Raw genomic sequence first — 220 nt, 5'->3', positions numbered from 1 at the left:
GTCACGAATATATAGTTCATTCTTTTGTGCCATACCTGTTCGAGTCGCACCATACGCCTGATCACTTCGTTTTCCTGGTTCAATTTTCACATCAGAAAATTCTCCACTCAACAAGTCATACTCTAGTTGAATTTTCACACCAGCTTTATGACTACATCCTCCGGCACCAGGATAAGTAGATGCAAATCGATCCGGCACTTGAAATGTTGTAGAATCAAGG

At 41.4% G+C, this 220-nt stretch carries 1 protein-coding gene; it reads right to left on the bottom strand.

Annotated elements, in window-relative coordinates; all coding sequences use genetic code 11:
* A partial coding sequence (locus tag MR109_RS29985; RefSeq protein WP_242274878.1) for a transposase occupies positions 1-220 on the bottom strand: 220 nt, incomplete at both ends.

The sequence above is a fragment of the Bacillus cereus group sp. BfR-BA-01310 genome (assembly GCF_022664325.1).
Classification (GTDB): Bacteria; Bacillota; Bacilli; order Bacillales; family Bacillaceae_G; genus Bacillus_A; species Bacillus_A paramycoides.
This window is presented reverse-complemented; position numbering and strand designations above follow the sequence as displayed.